Annotated in this window: 16 protein-coding genes; all 16 read left to right on the top strand. The window is 55.2% G+C overall.

Annotated elements, in window-relative coordinates; all coding sequences use genetic code 11:
* Positions 1-11: 11 nt before the first annotated feature.
* The 16 genes from ACX5K5_RS10350 (at position 12) to hisD (ending at position 19482) form a co-directional block, all read left to right on the top strand.
* Positions 12-1469, top strand: coding sequence for a UDP-N-acetylmuramoyl-tripeptide--D-alanyl-D-alanine ligase (locus ACX5K5_RS10350; RefSeq protein WP_441663919.1), 1458 nt, complete (start codon positions 12-14; stop codon positions 1467-1469).
* A complete protein-coding gene (gene mraY / locus ACX5K5_RS10345; RefSeq protein ID WP_096257133.1) occupies positions 1466-2569 on the top strand; it encodes a phospho-N-acetylmuramoyl-pentapeptide-transferase in 1104 nt (367 codons plus the stop codon). The genes ACX5K5_RS10350 and mraY overlap by 4 nt, the downstream gene beginning before the upstream one ends.
* Positions 2551-4086 carry a UDP-N-acetylmuramoyl-L-alanine--D-glutamate ligase gene (murD, locus tag ACX5K5_RS10340; RefSeq protein WP_459174358.1) on the top strand — a complete coding sequence of 512 codons (1536 nt, stop codon included), beginning with the start codon at positions 2551-2553 and terminating at the stop codon, positions 4084-4086. Before mraY ends, murD begins: the two co-directional genes overlap by 19 nt.
* Before the next feature lie 26 nt (positions 4087-4112).
* Positions 4113-5354, top strand: coding sequence for an FtsW/RodA/SpoVE family cell cycle protein (locus tag ACX5K5_RS10335; protein WP_240520563.1), 1242 nt, complete (start codon positions 4113-4115; stop codon positions 5352-5354).
* Positions 5355-5409: 55 nt separating this feature from the next.
* A complete protein-coding gene (gene murG / locus ACX5K5_RS10330; protein ID WP_096257130.1) occupies positions 5410-6534 on the top strand; it encodes an undecaprenyldiphospho-muramoylpentapeptide beta-N-acetylglucosaminyltransferase in 1125 nt (374 codons plus the stop codon).
* 3 nt (positions 6535-6537) lie between these two features.
* Positions 6538-7941: a UDP-N-acetylmuramate--L-alanine ligase gene (gene murC / locus ACX5K5_RS10325; protein WP_096257129.1), complete on the top strand. Its 1404-nt coding sequence runs from the start codon at positions 6538-6540 to the stop codon at positions 7939-7941.
* 107 nt (positions 7942-8048) lie between these two features.
* A complete protein-coding gene (locus ACX5K5_RS10320) occupies positions 8049-8690 on the top strand; it encodes a cell division protein FtsQ/DivIB (protein WP_442346400.1) in 642 nt (213 codons plus the stop codon).
* A gap of 218 nt (positions 8691-8908) precedes the next feature.
* The gene (gene ftsZ, locus ACX5K5_RS10315) at positions 8909-10081 is read left to right on the top strand and encodes a cell division protein FtsZ (RefSeq protein WP_188685725.1); all 1173 of its coding nucleotides are present in this window, start codon (positions 8909-8911) and stop codon (positions 10079-10081) included.
* 19 nt (positions 10082-10100) lie between these two features.
* A complete protein-coding gene (locus ACX5K5_RS10310; RefSeq protein WP_441663921.1) occupies positions 10101-10823 on the top strand; it encodes a purine nucleoside phosphorylase YfiH/LACC1 family protein in 723 nt (240 codons plus the stop codon).
* A 125-nt stretch (positions 10824-10948) separates the two neighbouring features.
* Positions 10949-11500, top strand: a complete 552-nt coding sequence (locus ACX5K5_RS10305; RefSeq protein ID WP_096257125.1) for a cell division protein SepF — start codon at positions 10949-10951, stop codon at positions 11498-11500.
* A 24-nt stretch (positions 11501-11524) separates the two neighbouring features.
* Positions 11525-11821 carry a YggT family protein gene (locus ACX5K5_RS10300; RefSeq protein WP_096257124.1) on the top strand — a complete coding sequence of 99 codons (297 nt, stop codon included), beginning with the start codon at positions 11525-11527 and terminating at the stop codon, positions 11819-11821.
* A gap of 225 nt (positions 11822-12046) precedes the next feature.
* Positions 12047-12784, top strand: coding sequence for a DivIVA domain-containing protein (locus tag ACX5K5_RS10295; protein WP_096257123.1), 738 nt, complete (start codon positions 12047-12049; stop codon positions 12782-12784).
* Positions 12785-12892: 108 nt separating this feature from the next.
* The gene (gene lspA / locus ACX5K5_RS10290; RefSeq protein ID WP_229677106.1) at positions 12893-13465 is read left to right on the top strand and encodes a signal peptidase II; all 573 of its coding nucleotides are present in this window, start codon (positions 12893-12895) and stop codon (positions 13463-13465) included.
* Positions 13462-14409 carry an RluA family pseudouridine synthase gene (locus ACX5K5_RS10285; RefSeq protein WP_096257121.1) on the top strand — a complete coding sequence of 316 codons (948 nt, stop codon included), beginning with the start codon at positions 13462-13464 and terminating at the stop codon, positions 14407-14409. Before lspA ends, ACX5K5_RS10285 begins: the two co-directional genes overlap by 4 nt.
* 137 nt (positions 14410-14546) lie before the next feature.
* A complete protein-coding gene (gene dnaE / locus ACX5K5_RS10280; protein ID WP_459175436.1) occupies positions 14547-18056 on the top strand; it encodes a DNA polymerase III subunit alpha in 3510 nt (1169 codons plus the stop codon).
* A gap of 73 nt (positions 18057-18129) precedes the next feature.
* Positions 18130-19482, top strand: a complete 1353-nt coding sequence (gene hisD / locus ACX5K5_RS10275) for a histidinol dehydrogenase (protein WP_188685728.1) — start codon at positions 18130-18132, stop codon at positions 19480-19482.
* Positions 19483-19553: the final 71 nt, after the last annotated feature.

The following is a 19553-nucleotide window of genomic DNA, read 5'->3' as shown; positions in this document are numbered from 1 at the left end:
TCCTAATTGCCATGATTGATTTGTCTCTCTCCGACCTGCTCGCGATCACCGGGGGTCGCGCGACAGCTTCTGTCGCCCCATCCACCGTCATCTCATCGGTTACTACCGATTCGCGTGACGTGCTTCCCGGAGCCCTTTTTGTTGCTAAGCCCGGCGAATTTTCTGACGGGCACGCCTTTATTGACAAGGCCCTGTCCAGCGGCGCCACGTTGGCTCTAGCCGAACGTGTCACTCTCGACGAGCAAAGAGCCGAGCATCCGGCAATTATTGTCGATGACGCGGTCGAAGCGATGGGTCAGATCGCTGCACACATCGTTGAGTATCTGAAGAAGAAAAACGACGCGGTGGTCATCGGGATTACCGGCTCAGCCGGCAAAACAACCACCAAAGACCTTTTGGCAAGCATCTTGTCCAAGGTTGCGCCGACGGTGTCCCCGATTGGCTCCTATAACGGAGAAGTCGGAGTGCCGCTGACCGTATTCAGTGCCACCGAAGACACCAAGTACCTGGTGATCGAGATGGGCGCTACCGGTATTGGACACCTGACTTACCTCACCGATATGGTGCACCCGAAGATCGGGGTGGTGCTTTGTGTAGGCACCGCACACGCCGGGGAATTCGGTGGAGTGGAAAATATTGAAAAGGCCAAGGGTGAACTTGTTGAAGCCTTAGACGCTTCCGGGACCGCTCTACTGAACTATGACGACTCACGAGTCGCACGTATGGCGCAGCGCTCCGGGGGAGCGGTACGTTACTTCGGTACCGTCAGCAATAAACCAGAGAACGTGAGCGTCTGGGCTGAGGATGTGGTTGTCAACTCCGATGGTCAGCCTGAACTAACTCTAGAATTTTCCAATGGTTACAGCCAGCGAATCACCTCAGGTCTGCTTGGACGCCACCATGTCTCGAATATTTTGGCCGCTGCCGGTGCAGCGGCTGAATTAGGCATCGAAGCGGCCTTGATTGCACAAACCCTTGATGGGCTCACTGCCGGCAGCCGGTGGCGGATGGAACGCATTGAGCGCGCCGATGGAGTCACCATCATTAACGATGCGTACAACGCGAATCCAGAGTCCATGCGCGCCGCACTACGCACGCTGGCCGAACTAGGACTTCCGAACGAGCAAGGTGTTGCCCGGCGTACCTGGGCGGTCCTAGGCGAAATGCTAGAGCTCGGGGACGAATCCCGGCATGAGCATGATGTTCTGGGGCGCATTGCGGTACGGATGAACATCAAAAAGTTGTTGGTGATTGGCTGGGGCGCAAAGCTGGCATATAACTCCGCGGTGCTCGAAGGCAGTTGGGGCGATGAAGCCTACTTCGTGGAAACCATCGAAGAAGCACGTAGCCAGCTTGCCGAGCAGCTTCTGCCCGGCGACATAGTTTTGTTCAAATCTTCAAATGGCGCCGGGTTACGACACCTAGGTGATGACATCGCAGCACTTGTGAAAGAAGGCGAAGACGCATGATCGCATTGATTCTAGGCGCAGGCATTGCCTTAGTGCTGACCATGGTGGCCATGCCGCTGTACATCCGGTTACTGACCAAAAAGCAGTACGGACAAGTGGTGCGTGACGACGGACCAAACTCACATTCGGTGAAGTCCGGTACCCCCACCATGGGTGGCGTGGTCTTTATCCTTGCGGTCTTTGTTGCTTACTTCCTCACCCACGGCATCCTAGGTCTGATGGGGCGTACTTCCTCGGGGATTACCGCCAGTGGCTTGCTGGTGTTGTTATTGTTCGGCGGTATGGGACTTGTCGGCTTCCTGGATGACTTCATTAAGATCGCCAAGAAGCGATCCTTGGGACTGCGTGCCTACCAGAAGATCATCTTGCAGGCAATTGTTGGCATCAGCTTCGCAGTTCTTGCCTTGCAGTTCCCTAACTCCCAGGGGCTAACTCCTGGGTCAACGGCGATTTCATTCCTGCGCGATCTGAACATTGACCTAGCATTCGCCGGACCAATGGTGGGCCTGATTCTCTTTGTGCTTTGGGCCAACTTCATCTCCACCGCGACCACCAACGGTGTGAACCTCACTGACGGTCTTGACGGTCTTGCGACTGGTGCTTCCATTATGGTGTTCGGCGCTTACACGCTCATTGGTATCTGGCAACAGAATCAGGCCTGTGGCCGCGATAACGCGATGGAAGTTTGCTACACCGTGCGTGATCCGCAGGATCTAGCACTGCTCGGTGCAACGATTTCCGGCGCACTGATCGCCTTCCTCTGGTGGAACGCAAAACCAGCGAAGATCTTCATGGGTGATACCGGTTCGCTAGCTATTGGTGGCGCCCTGGCAGCGATGGCGATCCTCTCACGCACCCAGCTGTTGCTGGTTGTCATTGCTGGCTTGTTCGTCATCATCGCATTGTCGGTGATAATCCAGGTTGGTTACTTCAAACTTTCCGGTGGCAAGCGCGTCTTCAAGATGGCGCCGTTGCAGCACCACTTTGAGCTCTCCGGATGGTCCGAAGAGAATGTTGTTATTCGTTTCTGGATTCTGGCCGGTCTCTTTGTGGCAGCCGGACTGGGTCTGTTCTACTCCGAATGGGTTGTCGCACTGTGAGTGAAAAACTGGCCAATCTGACCAGCTGGGATGCAAACTGGAAAGACCTGCGCGTTGTTGTTGCGGGTCTGGGACTCTCCGGATTCTCCGCCGCCGACACGCTGATCGAGCTTGGCGCCATAGTCACCGTCATCGACGGACGTGATGACGAGATCAACTCGCAGCGTGCCGAGACACTGAAAATTGTCGGAGCGCATCAGGTGTTGCTCGGTACCGAACATATTGACTCGTTGCCACAGGTTGACGGCGGCGCGCCGGATCTCGTGGTGGTCTCGCCGGGCTGGAATCCACGCCACCCAGTATTGGCGGCGGCGGCAGAAGCCGGTATCGAAATCTGGGGCGATGTTGAACTTGCTTGGCGCGTGCAGAACCGTGCAGGGCGCACTGCGCCACAGTGGCTAGCGATCACCGGTACCAACGGTAAAACTACGACCGTAGGCATGACCGAAGCGATCTTGCAGGCTGCCGGGTTACGTGCCATCGCCGTGGGAAACGTAGGGACCCCCATTTTGGATGCGGTTCGTGAACCGGTGGACTACGACGTATTTGTTGTTGAACTATCGAGCTTCCAGCTTCACTTCACCCACAGCATCTCTCCTTTGGCCTCAGTCGTCTTGAACATCGCCGAAGATCACGTGGACTGGCATGGCGGCTTTGAGGCCTACCAGGCGGACAAAGCTAAAATCTATGAGCGAACCCAAGTCGCCGCGATCTTTAACGTCGCAGATGCCAAGACGCTTCAAATGGTTGAGAACGCGGATGTCATCGAAGGATGCCGCGCCATCGGCTTCTCCACCGACAGCCCAGCCGTTTCCACCGTAGGGATCGTTGAAAGCCTATTGGTGGACCGCGCATTTATCGAAGAGCGCCGGAGCAAAGCCTTAGAACTGGTGGCGCTGAGCGATATCGGCGAAATCGTTCCGAAGCATACCGCAGCCAACGCCGCCGCGGCCGCTACTTTGGCCCGCGCGTATGGGGTTGAAGCCGAGGCAATAGCCAAGGGTCTGAGCGGTTTTGATTCTGGTGCTCACCGTATTCAAGCCGTCGCGCGACGCAATGACATCTTGTGGATCAATGATTCAAAAGCCACCAACCCGCACGCGGCTAACGCCTCACTTGCGGCATTTAGCTCGGTGGTGTGGATTGCAGGCGGACTGTCTAAGGGTGTGGACTACACCGAGCTGATTAGAACTCATGCACAGCGTTTACGCGCCGTACTGCTGATTGGTACCGATAACGACTCACTGCGTGCGGCACTGGCCGAACACGCTAGTGACGTCGAGCTGGTAGACATCACCGCGCTGGGACAAGCTGCCACGGACATGGCCCCGACAGGCTCGCAGGTGATGACCCAAGCAGTGCGCAAGGCTGCAGAACTTGCGCAGGCCGGGGATACAGTATTGATGGCACCGGCAGCTGCCTCGATGGACCAATTCAGTTCCTACGCCCAGCGTGGCAACGCATTTATCAGCGCTGTCAGTGATCTCATGGATGAGGGAACCGCAGGAACTAAGTAAGCAATCTGACCGGACGGGAGGCAATGATGGCAACAGCACGTGGCAAAAAAACCAAGAATAGAAAGCCAAAGTTCTCCCCGGTCGGTCGGCTCATCGGCAACATCGAATCCGGCAGTGCACGCACCGCTTCGATCGACTACATGCTGGTGTTCGTCACCTCGATTGCCTTGGCAATATTTGGTGTGCTGATGGTGCAGTCCTCGGCGTCCGTTGAGGCTATTGCTCGCGGAAATGATGGCTTCACCGTGGCATTATCCCAAGCAATGTTTGCCGGAGTAGGCATTGTCGCGATGATAGCGATGCAGTTTTTCAAACCTGCAACGTTGAAAAGGCTGGCCTGGCCAGCCGCACTCGTGGCGGTACTACTGTTGTTCCTCGTGGCGTTCACTCCGCTCGGCCATGAGGTTCTGGGTAACCGAAACTGGATCCGTATCACCAGCACCATCGGCCTGCAGCCCAGTGAGTTTGCCAAGTTAGCGTTGGCAGTTTTTGCTGCATTTATGCTTGAAAAAAAGCAAAACATGCTCCACGACTACAAGCACCTATTTGTACCGATCGTCCTTCCAATCGGCGGCGCCATTCTTTTGCTGGTGTTAGCCGGAAAAGACGTAGGTACCGCGCTGGTATTGATCTTGATCATCGCCACCGCGCTTTTTCTTGGCGGGCTGAAGATGAAGTGGCTGGCGCTGGCAGGCATTACAGGCTTTGCCATGCTCGCGGTGCTGGTATTCGCGTCCTCTAACCGTCGTGCTCGTGTGTTGGCATGGTTGAAAATTGACTGCGGAGTCGATGACAGAATCTGTTACCAGTCCAGCATGGGACTGCACGCATTCGCCTCCGGCGGTTGGTTCGGCGTCGGGGCTGGTCAATCACGACTAAAGTGGTCCTACGTTCCCGAAGCGCAAAACGACTTCATCTTCTCAATTCTTGGCGAAGAATTCGGATTTGTCGGTGTCCTCTTTGTCCTTTGCATGTTTGCACTGCTGGCCTTGGCCATGTTCCGTATCGCGATGCGCGCCAATGACTTGTACACCAAGGTATTGATGGGTTGCATTTCCACCTGGATCATCGGACAAACCTTCATCAATCTTGGTACGGTCAGTGGATTGCTACCGGTCATCGGTGTGCCGCTACCTTTCATTTCTTCCGGTGGTTCGGCGATGCTTGCGGTAATGCTAGCTATGGGCTTCGTGCTTTGTTCGGCACGTGCTCAAAAACTCGCAGCCATAGCGAACTTTGCTACGGACACCGGAAAGTCGCCAAAGTAAGTTTTACGTTGATTGTGCCTAATCGCTGGTCTTGGACCCGAGGAGTATAAAAGCCATGAGTGATCCGATCCGTCTGGTCGTTGCCGGAGGCGGAACCGCCGGCCATATTTCGCCAATGCTGGCCATCGCAGATGCAGTGCGTCAGCAAGATACACAGGCAAACATCGTTGCACTGGGTTCCCCCGGCGGGCTTGAAACTAAGCTGGTTCCCGAAGCCGGGTATCGGTTAGCGCTAATCCCCAAAGCGCCTATGCCACGAAGCATCAACCTTGATCTGCTCAAGTTTCCTTTCCGGTTCCTCAAAGCAATCAATGAAGCAAAAAAGATACTCCGGGAAACCAAAGCCGAAGCATTGCTCGGAGTCGGGGGATACGTCTGCACTCCGGCTTACCTAGCGGCTAAAAAGCTTGGCATCCCAACTTTCGTTCACGAAGCAAATTCCGTTGCAGGTATGGCCAATAAGTTGGGTGCAAAACACGCGGTGGGTGTCGGAACCACATTCGCTAATACCGGATTGCCAAACGCACGTCAGGTTGGAATGCCGATGCGATCTAACGTTGCGTTGATGGATCGGGCAGCGATTCGTGACGAGGCTCGTGCCTACTTTGGCCTAACCGATCAGTCGCCGGTGCTGGTGGTGACCGGTGGGTCCTCCGGAGCGCAGAGCATCAATGAGACTATTGTTGCTTCGCTTGACCAGCTCCACGCTGCAGGCGTGCACGTAGTGCATATCACCGGGCGAGGGAAGCAAATCACCGATGCGCAAGGAAACAGACTGGAACACGCCGGTTATACGCAACGCGAGTATGTGGAGCGAATGGACTTTGCTTACGCAGCGTCAGACCTAATGATCTGCCGTTCCGGCGCGGGCACGGTGTGTGAACTGGCTGTGGCGGGAACCGCCTCAGTTCTAGTTCCATTGCCAATTGGCAACGGTGAACAGAAACTCAACGCGAGCGCGCTGGTAGCAGCCGGAGGCGCGTTACTGGTTTCGAACTCGGACTTTACTCCCGGCTATGTCACCGACACGGTCCTGAACTTGATCACCGATCAGCATAAACTTGAACAGATGTCGCAAGCTGCTGCTTCGCTGGGACAACGAGATGCTGCCGAACAGATGGCAGCAATGATTATCGACGAAGTTTCATCCCGACGTTCCGCGTCGGGCCAGAAAGGCTAAATCATGGCACAGCAGCCAGGCAACCACATTGCCGAATTAGGCAAGGTACATCTGATGGGCGTTGGCGGCGTCGGTGTCTCGGCCGTAGCCCGACTGCTCTTGGATTACGGGGTAGCAGTCTCGGGTTCAGACGCTAAGGATTTACCGGTCCTTGATGGCCTACGCGAGCGTGGCGCCCGGATCCACATCGGCTACGACCCCCAAAATTTGGGTGACGCGGACACCGTGGTGATCTCCTCGATCATCAAACCAGGCAACGCGGAATACGATGAAGCATTGCGCCGTGGACTGAAGATCATGCACCGTTCCGAGGGACTCGAAGCGACTATGCGTGGACACCAGCAAGTGGTGACAATCGCCGGAACCCACGGAAAAACCACGACTACCTCGTTGACCGCCCACATGCTCAAAACCGCATCGGCCGCGCCATCCTTCGCCGTGGGAGCAAATATTCCAAGCCTCGGTACGAATGCAGAATTGGGACGCGGAGAGATTTTCGTGGCGGAAGCCGACGAGTCTGATGCCTCATTCCTAAACTACCGACCGAATGTCATCGTCGTCACCAATATTGAGGCAGACCATCTGGATCACTACGGCACTGCCGAAGCGGTCCACCAAGCCTTTGTAGAGTTTGCCCGTTTGCTACCCGAAGACGGTCTGCTCATCTGTTGCGCCGATGACCAAGGTGCTAACGATCTTGCGCGTAAGATGCGTCAGCAACGTCCCGAATTGCGGATCCAGACCTATGGCTTTGCGGATCACGCAGATCGCCGACTGAGTAACGCTCGGGCCTTGGACAATGGCCGATTCGAGGCCACCATCGAGTGGGGTAGCGGTCAGAGTCATTTACTGAACCTCGCGGTGCCGGGGGAACACAATTTGCTTAACGCCGCGGCGGCACTAGCCGTAGGCATGGACGCGGGTCTGGAGATTGAAGAAGCCTTAGTGGCGCTGGGAAGCTTTGCTGGTGCCGCTCGCCGCTTTGAATTTAAAGGCGCGGGCAATGGCGTTCGAGTCTATGACGATTACGCTCACCATCCCACCGAGGTTGATGCTGCGTTGAAGGCAGGCCGAGCGGTGGCAGGTAATGGAAAATTACACGTCATCTTCCAGCCTCATCTCTTTAGCCGGACTCAGGAATTTTACCGTCAGTTCGCCCAAGCCCTGTCTTTGGCAGATAGCGTGAGGGTGCTAGAGATTTACCCTGCGCGTGAGGAACCGATCCCTGGCGTGACCAGCGACCTCATCGCCCAGCGCATCGAAGTACCTAGCGAGGTACTCACCCCACTAGCTGCGGTAGCCCACGCGGTGGAGTACGCGGAGCCTGGTGACGTGGTGATGACCATCGGTGCTGGTGATGTGACCGAACTGGGCGAGCAAATCGTTGCCGCATTGTCCTTCAACTAAATCTGGAGGTTAATGTGATGGAAAATTCCAAGGTAGTCGAGCTTCCTGCGAGTCCGGAGAAAAAGCGGCGTAAGCTGCTACTGATTATTGCCGCGAGCATTGTGGCTTTGAGTGTTACCGCCGTGCTGGTGCTGAGTTTTTCTCCGTTGCTTGCGGCGAAAAAAATCGAAGTGACCGGCAGCAAATTGGTCAGCGAGAAAAAATTACTTGAAGCCTTGGCCCCTTTGGAAGGGGTGCCGCTGCCACGAATCTCAGAGTCGCGCGTAGCGGAACTAATCGGTGATGAACCGGCCGTAGATGAAATAGTTGTTCGAGCAAAGATGCCAGATACTCTCGTAGTTGAGGTCGTTGAAGCTGAACCTGTAGCGATCTTAGTGGACGGCAAGAACTCATTTATTGTTTCCTCGTCTGGAGAGAAGCTGAAGAAGGTTGTCGAGAAAGATAAAACCAAACTTCCCCGCGTCAAAGCATCAGATGAAACGAAAGATCCCGAGAAATTTCAACTGTTGACGGGCATTTTGAGTACCGTGGAGCCAAAGGTGCTCAAGCAGGTGTCAACGGCGACCCTTACCCAAGCTGGTTTCATGGAGCTTGCCTTACCGAACAAGCGAACTCTGATTTGGGGAGACGGAGACAAAGCCGCACTCAAAAACGAAGTCGCTAATATTTTCCTGCAACAGCTCAAAGAAAATAAGGCCAAGGCTAAAGTCATCGACGTGACCAACCCAGAAAACCCGGTGACGTATTAAGTCGTTCGCCACGGGCGAGGGATGAACATTCTCAAGGGAAATTCTGGAAAGATAGGTTTCAATAGACGACACGCCCCAGCGGTCGTTGCAGAAAGCCAACATGGCTCATAGCGTTCTTAATAACGATAGCTTGACACAATCTTAACCTTAAGGTTAAGAGTCAAGGTTTTACGCATGAATCGTGAATTATGTAGCACATCTAACAAGGGAAGCGGGACGTGGCAGCTCCACAGAATTACCTCGCGGTCATTAAAGTCGTCGGAATCGGCGGTGGCGGTGTAAACGCAGTCAATCGAATGATCGAAGTCGGTCTCAAGGGCGTTGAGTTCATCGCCATCAATACCGATGCGCAGGCTCTACTCATGAGTGATGCCGACGTAAAGCTAGACGTGGGACGCGAACTTACGCGTGGCCTCGGTGCTGGTGCTAACCCTGATGTGGGACGCCAGGCAGCCGAAGACCACGTAGAAGAGATCGAAGACGTTCTACGCGGCGCCGATATGGTCTTCGTGACCGCCGGCGAAGGTGGCGGCACCGGTACCGGTGGCGCACCTGTCGTGGCACGTATCGCCCGCGGATTGGGTGCACTGACCATCGGTGTCGTAACCCGTCCATTCACCTTCGAAGGTCGTCGTCGTGCTAACTCTGCCGAAAACGGCATTGAAGCATTGCGCGATGAGGTCGACACGCTGATCGTTATTCCTAACGATCGCCTGCTGTCCATCTCTGACCGTAACGTGTCGGTGCTCGACGCATTCCGTCAGGCAGACCAGGTCTTGCTTTCCGGCGTTCAGGGCATCACCGACCTAATCACCACCTCAGGGCTGATCAACCTCGACTTCGCGGACGTCAAGTCCGTGATGCAGGGTGCTGGTTCGGCATTGATGGGCATCGGCTCGGCCCGAGGCGAAGATCGCGCGGTTAAGGCCGCCGAACTAGCAATCGCTTCGCCACTGCTGGAAGCTTCCATCGACGGCGCACACGGCGTGCTTCTTTCCATCCAGGGCGGTTCGGATCTCGGCTTGTTCGAGATCAACGAGGCTGCTCGACTAGTGCAGGAAGTCGCACACCCAGAGGCAAACATCATCTTCGGTGCCGTCATTGACGACGCCTTGGGCGACGAAGCGCGTGTCACGGTGATTGCAGCAGGCTTTGACGAGCCAGATGTCACCAGCAAGCCAATGGCACCGTTGGTCTCCAAGCCAGCAGCGAACCGTCCAGCGCAAGAGCAGCCTGTTCCACAGGCTGCACCGGCAGAAGCGGCGCCAGCGCCGGAAGCGAAGCCGGTTGCTGCAGAGCAGAACAACTCCTTCCAGGATCTTCCTGATGTCGTCGATTCAGACCTTAACGGTTCGAACGATGATCTGGACGTTCCTGACTTCCTGAAGTAAACCAGCGATTAGCTGAGCAGTGCTACATTTCGCGTCGAACCTCGATTCGAGTATCCACCTGGCGTTTACCACGCAAGCCGAGGGAAACCTTGCCTTGCATGTGAACGATGATCCCCACCTAGTGGGGGAACATCGAGCCAGATTGGAAGACTCGATCGGGGTTCGACGTTTTTCTTTGCACTTCATGAACCAGATTCATTCCACCGAGGTTGTGCACATAGCCTCACAGCGGCGCACCTCGTGGACAGAGCCAGAAGCGCCAACCTGCGACGCACTGGTGGACCCCACCGGACGCGAAGCGTTGGCAGTAATGGTTGCCGATTGTCTGCCGGTGCTGTTCGTCGCAAAGGACGCTACCCAGAAGCAAACGTTCACCGCCGCAGCTCACGCGGGTCGACGCGGACTGCTGGACGGAATATTGACTCGTACAGTGGGTGAACTTCAAGCATTGGGGGCCACCCACATCGAGGCCGTTATTGGCCCAGCAATCTGCGGCCGATGCTATGAGGTCCCAGAATCAATGGCCGCCGAATCCGAGGAATCTCGTCCCGGAATACGAAGCAATACTAGCTGGGGAACGGCGGCTCTCGATTTGCCGGCATCCGCGCAAAAGGAACTGTCAGATCTCGGAGTAAGCGTGCAGCAAAGCGGTGTCTGCACCCTAGAAGATGAGAGATTCTTCTCCTACCGAAGAAGTTCACGGTCGGGCCGACTGGCGGGGCTGATTTGGCCGAAAACATAGGCCCGCGCGACACACCGCGCAAAAAAATCGAATGAGCAATGCCAGTCGTTTGGCGTGCGGTAGCGTCAGAGTAGCGGAATCATGCACCTGGGGTTGCATGCACGGGACAACTGAGGAGAAAAAACGTGGCTGACGGACTACGCAAGGCAATGGTCTATCTCGGCTTGGCGGATGCCGTTGAGCAGAGTGAGGTCGAAACGGACAACTCAGAACCGAGGACCCAGGTACGGGCCGTCGATGATGTTGCAACGCAACGTCCAGTCGAGGCCCCGCGCCCGCAGCCGGTTGTTAAATCGGTTGCACCGCATTCAGTAGCCAAAGAACCAGAGAACGAATACCGTGCTCCGGTCACACCCATTAAGCGTGCCCCTTCAGTACGGGATGAGGATTCCGAATTGCGTCAAATTACTACCGTGCACCCACGTTCTTACAACGATGCCAAAATCATCGGTGAGAACTTCCGTGACGGAATCCCGGTGATCATGAATGTCACCGACATGGGAGAAACAGATGCCAAGCGTTTAGTCGATTTTTCGGCTGGCCTGGTTTTCGCTCTCCACGGCTCGATTGAACGAGTAACTAACAAGGTCTTCTTGCTGTCCCCAGCCACTGTTGAAGTACTGGGTGAAGACCGCAAGCAGTCCGAAGCCCAGGCGACCTTCTTTAACCAGAGCTAAGTTGCCAGGAGCGAGCGCGTAAAAATGGTGTTCGGGATAATTTATCTCTTGTTAGCTGTCCTACAAATTCTGCTAATAATGCGAATTGTGTTGGATATAACTGAAAGTTTCGCTCGGCACTGGCACCCTAAGGGGATTGCTCTGGTCGCTGCGACAACAATCGTCACGATAACTGACCCTCCACTCCGGTGGCTGCGTCGCAAGATCAAACCTCTGGATATCGGTGGAATCCGGCTTGACTTGTCATTTTTGATCCTGTTTATCGTCGTAATGATTGTCAAATCGATCGTAAGTGGCGTAGGTTACAACCTAGGGAACTGATTAGGCATTTCGTAGAAGAATACGAGGTTCTAAAGAGCTCCTGAAGGGCGAAAAACAGTAAAATTGAGTTGAACCGGCAGTTCGGTTTCGTAATTAGTGTCCGAATCGTTATATCCTTTAGGAAATGGTGCTCCGACTTCACCGGTCGCGACACTGAATGAACGGTAAGTGTTTCGCAAGACAGCAACTGTCGGGCGGAAATGATCCCAGTATTGAGGTGACCCAATGGCTTTGACGCCAGAAGACGTAGTCAATAAGCGGTTTCAGCCGACCAAGTTCCGAGAAGGCTACGACCAAGACGAGGTAGATGACTTCCTCGACGAGATCGTTGTGGAATTACGTCGCCTGACCGGTGAGAACGAAGAGTTGCGCCGCCGCTTGGCAGGGCAGGGTGGAGACACTAACGTCTCGGCCAAGGAACAGTCAGTTCCTGCTCCAGTTGCCGCCGCTCCAGCTGCTAAGCCAGCTGAAGAGAAGAAGGTCGAAACCAAGACCGAAGAGCCTAAGAAGGTCGAGACTCCAGTTGCTGCTCCAGCCGCTGAGGTCAAGAAGACCGAAGCTCCGGTTGCTGCAGCTAAGGTCGAGGACAAGAAGGACGCGGCTCCTGGAGCCAACGCTGTTCCTGCTGCTGCCCCTCGCACCGAGTCCGCAGAATCCGCAGCTAACGTGCTTGCCATGGCACAGCGTCTGCACGATGAATATGTCGCCTCCGGTGTTGAGCAGCGCGACAAGATCATCTCGGAAGCTAAGACCGAGGCAAACTCGCTGGTTACCACCGCAGAAGAAAAGAGCCGTAAGACTCTCTCTGCACTGGAGCAGCAGAAGTCGGTACTTGAGCGTAAGCTTGAGCAGCTTCGCGGCTTCGAGCGTGACTACCGTGCACGTCTGAAGACTTACATCGAAGGACAGCTCCGCGACCTTGAGTCGCAGGGATCCATTGATAACGCAGGGAAGACCAACTAATCCTTATCGGGTTTGATGGCTTGAACTAAATATCAGTACAATTAACGGTGGTGCTCGGATTGATCCGGCACCACCGTTGTTGTTTAAAGGGAATTAATGGGTAACAGTGTGAGTGCTTCACCATCTAGGAGTGCTGCCGCGGCTAAGCGCTTCACAGGTCTTGGCCTGATCATCGCCTTAGTAGCGCTAGTTCTTGATCAAGCCGTCAAGATTCTCGTTGAGAGAACAATGAAACTCGGAGAATCAATTGAAGTGATTCCGAATTTCTTGGATATCCACTACATTCTCAACCCGGGTGCAGCCTTTTCCATCGGCGAAGATTTCACCATCATTTTCGCCATTCTGCAGGCTGCGGTAGCCGTATACGTGATTTATCTGCTGTTGCGCAAAGTGGGCACACGCGGCTGGGCGATCGTCTTGGGTTCTTTGCTCGGGGGAGTGCTAGGAAATCTGACCGACCGCTTGTTCCGCGAACCGGCCTTTGGCTTCGGCCACGTTGTCGACATGTTTTCAGTCCAACACTTCGCAATTTTCAACGTTGCAGACTCATTTATTGTTTGTTCGATGATCGTCGTGGCCCTGATGCTGATACGCGGACGCAACCTCGATGGAACCATTGGTGATCCGCCCAAAAACAACAAGACTGACGCTGACGATGAGAAGACGGAGCCCACAGCATGAGCACTACTGGGGGAACTCAGATCCATGAACTGCTCGTGGCTGACGAGGATGCCGGACAACGGCTGGACTCGTATCTTGCCAAGGTGTTGGAGATCCCTAGAGTTTTAGCGAAGACGCTGTTCAAAGACTCCATGGTTGAAGTTAATGGACGTGTAGTGACGAAGCCGCTGAAGGTTAGAGCGGGCGACGCGTTGCGCGTAAGTATTCCACCGCAGTCCGACCCACTAGAAATTAGAGTAATTGCCGTGGAAGATTTGAAGATCATTGCCGACGAAGACGACTACGTTGTCATCGATAAGCCGGTCGGAGTCGCCGCACATCCTTCTCCTGGATGGGTCGGGCCTACTGTCGTAGGTGCGCTAATGGCCGAAGGCTACAATATTTCTACCTCTGGTGCCGCCGAGCGTCAGGGCATTGTCCACCGCCTCGACGTGGGAACGAGCGGACTCATGGTGGTAGCCAAATCTGAGCGTGCCTACACGGGTCTGAAGCGCGCGTTTAAGGAACGCACCCCCAAAAAGGTTTATCATGCGGTAGTTCAAGGGCTACCTGATCCTCTTGAAGGCACCATCGATGCACCGATCGGCCGGCACCCAGGTCATGACTGGAAGTTCGCTGTCCTGGAAGGTGGACGCGACTCCGTCACGCACTATGAGATGCTCGAAGCCTTCGGCCGAGCAAGTCTGGTAGAAGTGCATCTAGAAACCGGACGCACCCATCAGATTCGTGTGCACTTCTCCGCCTTTGGGCACCCCTGCGTTGGCGACCAGACCTATGGGGCCGACCCTAACCTAGGTGCCGCGTTGGGGTTGACGCGCCAGTGGCTACATGCCAAACGGCTGGGATTTAATCACCCGGTCACCGGAGAATGGGTTGAATATGAGAGCGAATACCCGCATGACCTCGCCGGTGCGCTAGAACTGTTGCGCGAAGGTGGCTACTAGTCCTATGGCCCACCGGCTATGAGAGCTCCCACAGCCGGTGGCAGGTGGACGATATTCGTGGCGTAAATCGTTAGACTGGTTCAGTGAGCGCGACACGTGACGGATTTGTCCATCTGCATACCCATACCGAATACTCCATGTTGGACGGGGCAGCCCGGCTTTCGGAGCTTTTTGAAGAAGCTAACCGACAAGGCATGGAAGCCATGGCGATTACCGACCATGGATACCTTTTTGGTGCCTTCGACTTCTGGAAGCGGGCTACCGATGCCGGAGTAAAACCAATCATCGGCGTCGAAGCCTATGTAACTCCTGGCACGGCGAGAAACGATAAGACTCGTGTGAAGTGGCGCACCGACGAATCCCAAAAGGGTGACGACGTCTCCGGTGGTGGCCTGTATAACCATATGACCTTGTTGTCTTACAACAACAAGGGTATGGATAACCTCTTCAAGGGATCCTCCCGGGCATCGCTTGACTCAGTCTTTGGCAAATACCCACGCTGGGACCGCGAACTGCTCAACGAGCACTCCGAAGGCCTGATCGCCACGACAGGTTGCCCCTCAGGTGAAGTCCAGACCAAGTTACGTCTAGGCCAGTATGACGCGGCCAAGGCTGCGGCAGCCGAACTTCAAGACTTGTTCGGCAAAGAAAATTATTTCTGCGAGATCATGGACCACGGTCTAGAGATTGAACGCAGAATCACCAAAGATCTTCTGCGCCTGGCCCGCGAACTAGACATCCCGCTCGTTGCCACCAACGATCTTCACTACACCCATGAAGCCGATTCGAAGGCCCATGAGGCGCTACTGGCAATCAACTCCGGTTCCACTCTCGACGAGCCGACCTATGACCAGGGCGGCAGCCGTTTCGCATTCTCTGGATCTGGCTATTACCTAAAGAGTGCACGCGAAATGCGTGAGTTGTTCAAAGAACACCCCGAGGCATGCGACAACACCCTTGAAATCGCTGACCGTGTTGATCTTTCTTTCGACACCAACGCAAACTACATGCCTAAGTTCCCTTGCCCGCCGGGAGAAGACGAAACCAGCTGGCTCATTAAAGAAGTAGACAAGGGACTGCACTACAGGTACCCCAATGGCATCCCCGAAGACTCACGCAGGCAGGCCGACTACGAGCTTGATGTCATCATCAAGATGGGATTCCCCGGCTACTTCCTAGTCGTCGCCGACTTTATTAACTGGTCAAAGAGCAATGGCATCCGCGTGGGTCCAGGACGTGGTTCCGGTGCCGGTTCAATGGTTGCCTACGCGATGCGTATTACCGACCTGGACCCATTGGTACACGGGTTGATCTTTGAACGTTTCTTGAACCCGGAACGTGTTTCCATGCCCGACTTCGACGTGGACTTCGATGATAGGCGCCGCTCGGAGGTCATCAAGTATGTGACCGAAAAGTATGGCGACGAACGTGTTTCAATGATCGTCACCTATGGTTCCATCAAGACCAAGCAGGCATTGAAGGACTCCTCTCGTGTGCTGGGCTACCCATTTAGCATGGGTGAAACCTTGACCAAGGCCCTGCCACCGGCAGTGATGGCTAAAGATATCCCACTGAACGATATTGATAACCCAGATTCAAAGCGTTATTCAGAAGCCGGAGATTTCCGTAATCTGGTGGCCAACGACCCAGAAGCTGCACGTGTTTTCGAAACGGCCAAGGGCATTGAAGGGCTCAAGCGTCAGTGGGGCGTACACGCCGCCGGCGTGATCATGAGCTCGGATCCGATCATCGACGTCATCCCGATCATGCGTCGTATCCAAGACGGCCAGGTTATTACCCAGTTCGACTACCCGACCTGTGAAGGCTTGGGTTTGATCAAGATGGACTTCTTGGGGTTGCGTAACCTCACCATCATTTCCGACGCGTTGGAAAACATCACGTACAACACAGGGGATGAGCTAGACCTCGAGGTACTGACGCTCGAAGACACCGAAGCCTATAACCTGCTAGCTCGTGGTGACACCCTTGGTGTGTTCCAGCTCGATGGTGGGCCAATGCGCTCACTGTTGAAGATGATGCGCCCGGATAACTTCGAAGATATCTCCGCTGTGATCGCCTTGTACCGACCAGGTCCCATGGGCGCTAACTCGCATACAAACTATGCGTTGCGTAAAACCGGGTTGCAGGATGTCACCCCGATCCACCTGGAGCTCGCAGAACCACTAGCCGACATTCTCGGCGGAACCTACGGCCTGATTGTGTATCAGGAGCAGGTTATGGCGATCGCGCAGAAGCTTGCCGGCTACTCGCTGGGCCAGGCAGATATTCTGCGCCGTGCCATGGGTAAAAAGAAGAAGTCAGAACTGGATAAGCAGTTCGCCGGCTTCAAACAGGGTATGAACGACAACGGATATTCAGACGCAGCGGTGAAAACCCTGTGGGACATTCTGCTGCCGTTCTCCGACTACGCGTTCAACAAAGCCCACTCAGCTGCCTACGGGGTGGTGTCCTACTGGACCGCATACCTCAAGGCGCACTACCCGGCCGAATACATGGCAGCATTGCTCACCTCGGTCGGCGATGACAAGGACAAGCTGGCGCTGTACCTAAACGAATGCCGGCACATCGGCATCACCGTACTTCCGCCAGATGTTAATGAATCAGCACTGAACTTCACCCCTGTGGGTAAAGACATCCGCTTCGGCATGGGTGCTATCCGTAACGTCGGTGCTAACGCGGTGGCCGGCATGGTTGAAGCGCGAACTGAAAAGGGCGCGTACCGGGATTTCAGCGACTTTTTGAGCAAGGTCCCTGCAGTGGTCTGCAACAAGCGCACCATTGAGTCCTTGATCAAGGCCGGCGCCTTCGACTCGCTGAAGCACCCGCGCCGGGCTCTGGTGGCCATTCACGAAGAGGCCGTCGACTCGGTCATTCAGCTCAAGCGCAATGAAGCGGCGAACCAGTTTGATCTGTTTAGTGCACTGGATACCTCCGATGTCTCAGATGCGATGACGGTAGCAATTCCTGATCTTCCCGACTGGGAGAAGAAGGAAAAGCTTGCCTACGAACGAGATATGCTCGGTCTCTACGTCTCGGATCACCCGCTGCAAGGTTTGGGCTCCGCCCTTGACCAGTACGCGGACATGCCGGTGACGAGCGTGTTGTCCGATGAAGGACCAGCCGACGGACATGTCATTTCGATAGCAGGAATGATCAGCGGGCTGCAGCGACGTATTGCCAAAAAATCTGGCAACCCCTACGCACGCAGTGAAATTGAGGACCTTTCCGGTTCCATGGAAGTGATGTTCTTCGGTCAGGCCTACCAGCCAATCGCCGAGATCCTGGCCGATGACTTGATTGTCGTGATCAAGGGACGTGTACAACGCCGCGACGATGGATCGATCACACTTAACGCCCAAGAGATGATGATCCCCGAACTCTCCGATACCTCAGGTACCGGACCGGTAGTTATCGGTATACCTACGCATAAAGCTACCGAGACGCTAATCCAGAAACTCGGAGATGTGCTGCGCACCCATAGCGGAAACACCGAGGTGCGGGTAAAGCTCAGCGGAAGCCGTGGTACCTCCTTGATGAGACTAGGCATGAATTTCAGGGTTAATCCGAACCCTGCTCTGTTCGGAGATTTGAAGGTACTGCTCGGCCCGGCCTGCCTGGACGTGTAGCAATCGCATAATGTATGACCGGATGGGGTAACTTATGGGAACCCAATCCGGTCTTACACGTTAAACTGGGGTGGTGACCTTAAACCCAGATACCGATTTTTCCGAACTCGCGACCATTGACTGGCGTGGAGCGAAACTCAACCGTGCTCAGCTCAAAGCCAAATTGCCTCGACCTGAAATGAATTCGCAGACGGCCGCAGAGGTTGTCCAGCAAATCATCAACGACGTGCGTGAACATGGTATGGAAACGCTCAAGGACCTCGCCAAGCGGTTCGATAAGGTTGAACTGGAACATACTCGGGTCCCGCAAGCAGAATTAGATCGAGCCTTGAACGAGCTTGATCCGCAGGTCCGCTTGGCTTTAGAAGAGTCCATCAAGCGTGCCCGCTCCTTTGCTCAAGCTCAGTTGCCGCAGGACGTCACCGTTGAATATGGCCACGGTGGAACCGTGACGCAGCGCTGGGTTCCAGTGCGACGCGTTGGTCTCTATGTCCCGGGCGGATTGGCTGTTTACCCTTCCTCGGTCATCATGAACACCATTCCGGCGCAGGCTGCAGGGGTCACCTCGCTCGCGCTGGCAAGCCCACCGCAGGCGGATTTTGGCGGTCTGCCACACCCGACGATCCTGGCTGCAGCGAAGCTGTTAGGAATTACCGAGGTACACGCAATGGGCGGGGCCCAGGCCGTGGCGGCTTTCGCCTACGGGGTGCAGGTCCCGAACGATCAGCGTGGAGATATTGAACCGGTAGATGTTATTTCCGGTCCGGGCAATGTTTTTGTGGCCACAGCGAAGCGTCTGGTGAAAGGCGTCGTCGGTATCGACGCGGAGGCCGGACCCACCGAAATTGCGATTTTGGCCGATGAAACTGCCAACGCATCATTCGTCGCGGCAGATATGATCTCGCAAGCCGAACACGACGCTAATGCGGCTGCCGTGCTGGTGACCGATTCGCCGGCTCTCGCCACCGCTGTGCGCGCCGAACTTAGCACGCAGGTAGCGGCCACGAAACACACCGAACGCGTCCAGCAAGCCCTGTCCGGAAGACAGTCGGCAATCATCCTGGTTGATGATCTCGATCAGGGCGTCGAAGTGTGTAATGCTTACGCGGCTGAGCACTTGGAAATCCTCACCATAAACGCGGCGGAGGTGGCCGCGCGGATCAACGCTGCCGGGGCGATTTTTGTCGGAGAATTTGCTCCGGTGTCCCTAGGAGATTATTGCGCAGGCTCAAACCATGTGCTGCCAACCAGTGGTACCGCACTGCACGCCTCGGGGCTGAACGTGAACACGTTCCTCAAAGCCATCCAGGTGATCAACTACGACAAGAGCGCGCTTGCTGAGGTGGCCACTCACGTGATCAATCTTGCCAATGCCGAGGACCTCCCAGCACACGGTGACGCGGTCGCGGTGCGCCAAGCCCATTAGACGCTAAACTGTTAGGTGACGTGTGTGAATTTCTATACGCCGACGGCGTTGGTTAGCACCACGATCGCAAA

The sequence above is a fragment of the Glutamicibacter bergerei genome, from assembly GCF_054495185.1.
Note: the sequence above shows the minus strand (reverse complement) of the source record. Positions and strands in the feature narration are given on the sequence as shown.

Bases quoted from the DNA above. Each gene is read 5' to 3' on its own strand.
- ACX5K5_RS10350 (WP_441663919.1), top strand. From the start codon at position 12: ATGATTGATTTGTCTCTCTCCGACCTGCTCGCGATCACCGGGGGTCGC.
- murD (WP_459174358.1), top strand. From the start codon at position 2,551: ATGGGTTGTCGCACTGTGAGTGAAAAACTGGCCAATCTGACCAGCTGG.
- ACX5K5_RS10295 (WP_096257123.1), top strand. From the start codon at position 12,047: ATGGCTTTGACGCCAGAAGACGTAGTCAATAAGCGGTTTCAGCCGACC.
- murG (WP_096257130.1), top strand. From the start codon at position 5,410: ATGAGTGATCCGATCCGTCTGGTCGTTGCCGGAGGCGGAACCGCCGGC.
- ACX5K5_RS10335 (WP_240520563.1), top strand. From the start codon at position 4,113: ATGGCAACAGCACGTGGCAAAAAAACCAAGAATAGAAAGCCAAAGTTC.
- dnaE (WP_459175436.1), top strand. From the start codon at position 14,547: ATGTTGGACGGGGCAGCCCGGCTTTCGGAGCTTTTTGAAGAAGCTAAC.
- mraY (WP_096257133.1), top strand. From the start codon at position 1,466: ATGATCGCATTGATTCTAGGCGCAGGCATTGCCTTAGTGCTGACCATG.
- murC (WP_096257129.1), top strand. From the start codon at position 6,538: ATGGCACAGCAGCCAGGCAACCACATTGCCGAATTAGGCAAGGTACAT.
- ACX5K5_RS10285 (WP_096257121.1), top strand. From the start codon at position 13,462: ATGAGCACTACTGGGGGAACTCAGATCCATGAACTGCTCGTGGCTGAC.
- ACX5K5_RS10300 (WP_096257124.1), top strand. From the start codon at position 11,525: ATGGTGTTCGGGATAATTTATCTCTTGTTAGCTGTCCTACAAATTCTG.